This is a genomic window from Curtobacterium sp. B8 (assembly GCF_000333315.1).
GTDB lineage: Bacteria > Actinomycetota > Actinomycetes > Actinomycetales > Microbacteriaceae > Curtobacterium > Curtobacterium luteum.
On the sequence record NZ_BACW01000361.1, the window covers coordinates 1 to 1,205 of the forward strand.

The 1,205-nt window shown below is 74.3% G+C and carries 2 protein-coding genes; both read left to right on the top strand.

Annotation, left to right across the window (positions count from 1 at the left end):
- Window positions 1-455, top strand: a 455-nt coding sequence (locus tag I59_RS09415) for a DAK2 domain-containing protein (RefSeq protein WP_031273509.1), incomplete at its 5' end; no start/stop codon positions are given.
- Window positions 452-946, top strand: a complete 495-nt coding sequence (locus I59_RS09420) for a ribose-5-phosphate isomerase (protein WP_022903658.1) — start codon at window positions 452-454, stop codon at window positions 944-946. The genes I59_RS09415 and I59_RS09420, both read left to right, overlap by 4 nt.
- The last annotated feature ends 259 nt before the right edge of the window (window positions 947-1,205 follow it).

The following is a 1,205-nucleotide window of genomic DNA, read 5'->3' on the forward strand; positions in this document are numbered from 1 at the left end:
CGTGGGCCGAGTTCGCGGGCGGCACCTCCGGTGTCCTCTGGGGCGCAGCGCTCGAGGCGTTCGGTCGGTCGCTGCGCGACGACCGCGACGAGTACCGCCCCGCCGACGTCGTCGATGCCGCGCAGGCCTTCGCCGACGCGATCGTGCACCTCGGCCGCGCCGAGCGTGGCGACAAGACGCTCCTCGACGCCCTCCTCCCCTTCGTCGACGCACTCCGCGAGGGCGTCGACGCCGGCCAGGACACCGCGACCGCGTGGCGTGCCGCCGCAGCGGTCGCCGTCGCCGAGGCAGCTGCCACCGCCGACCTGCGTCCCCGCGTCGGACGGGCGCGGCCGCTCGCGGAGAAGAGCATCGGTACGCCCGACGCCGGCGCGACGTCCATGGGCTTGATCCTCACCCGCGTCGGCGAGGTCCTCGCCGCGCGTGCAGACCGACAGGAAGGAACACACGCATGACCCACCGGATCGTGATCGGCTCGGACGATGCAGGGTACGACTACAAGGAGATCATCAAGCGCGACCTGCTCGCCGACGACCGTGTGGCGTCCGTCGAGGACGTCGGCGTCGACGCGGACGGGCACACCGCGTACCCGCACGTGGCCGTGGACGCGGCGAGGATGGTCGCGGACGGCCGTGCGGACCGGGCGGTCCTGGTGTGCGGCACCGGGCTCGGGGTCGCGATCAGCGCGAACAAGGTGCCGGGGATCCGTGCGGTGACGGCGCACGACTCGTTCAGCGTCGAGCGCTCGGTGCTCTCCAACGACGCGCAGGTGCTGTGTCTGGGCCAGCGCGTGATCGGCGTCGAGCTCGCCCGACGCCTCGTCCGGGAGTGGCTCGGCTACGAGTTCGACCCGGCCTCGGCGAGCGCGGAGAAGGTGGCCGCGATCTGCGGGTACGACGGCTCGTCGCCCTCGGGCATCGACGCGGGGGCGCCCGCCGCCGACTGAGACCGACCACGGGATGACCGACCGACCAGGACCGGCCGCAGCGACAGGGATCGCTGCGGCCGGTCCTTCGTGGTGCCCGCGGTGGGCGGACCGCCCGTCGCGTGCCGTCCGTCGCGGGCCGTGCTCCCGCTGACGGCCCCGTCCCCGGCACGCGCGCGTCGGCCCCGGGCCTGCACCGATGGGTGCAGGCCCGGGGCCGACGTCCGAGGTCAGGGACGTGTCACTCGGAGAGGGTGAACGGCGAGGTCACCTGTCCGCG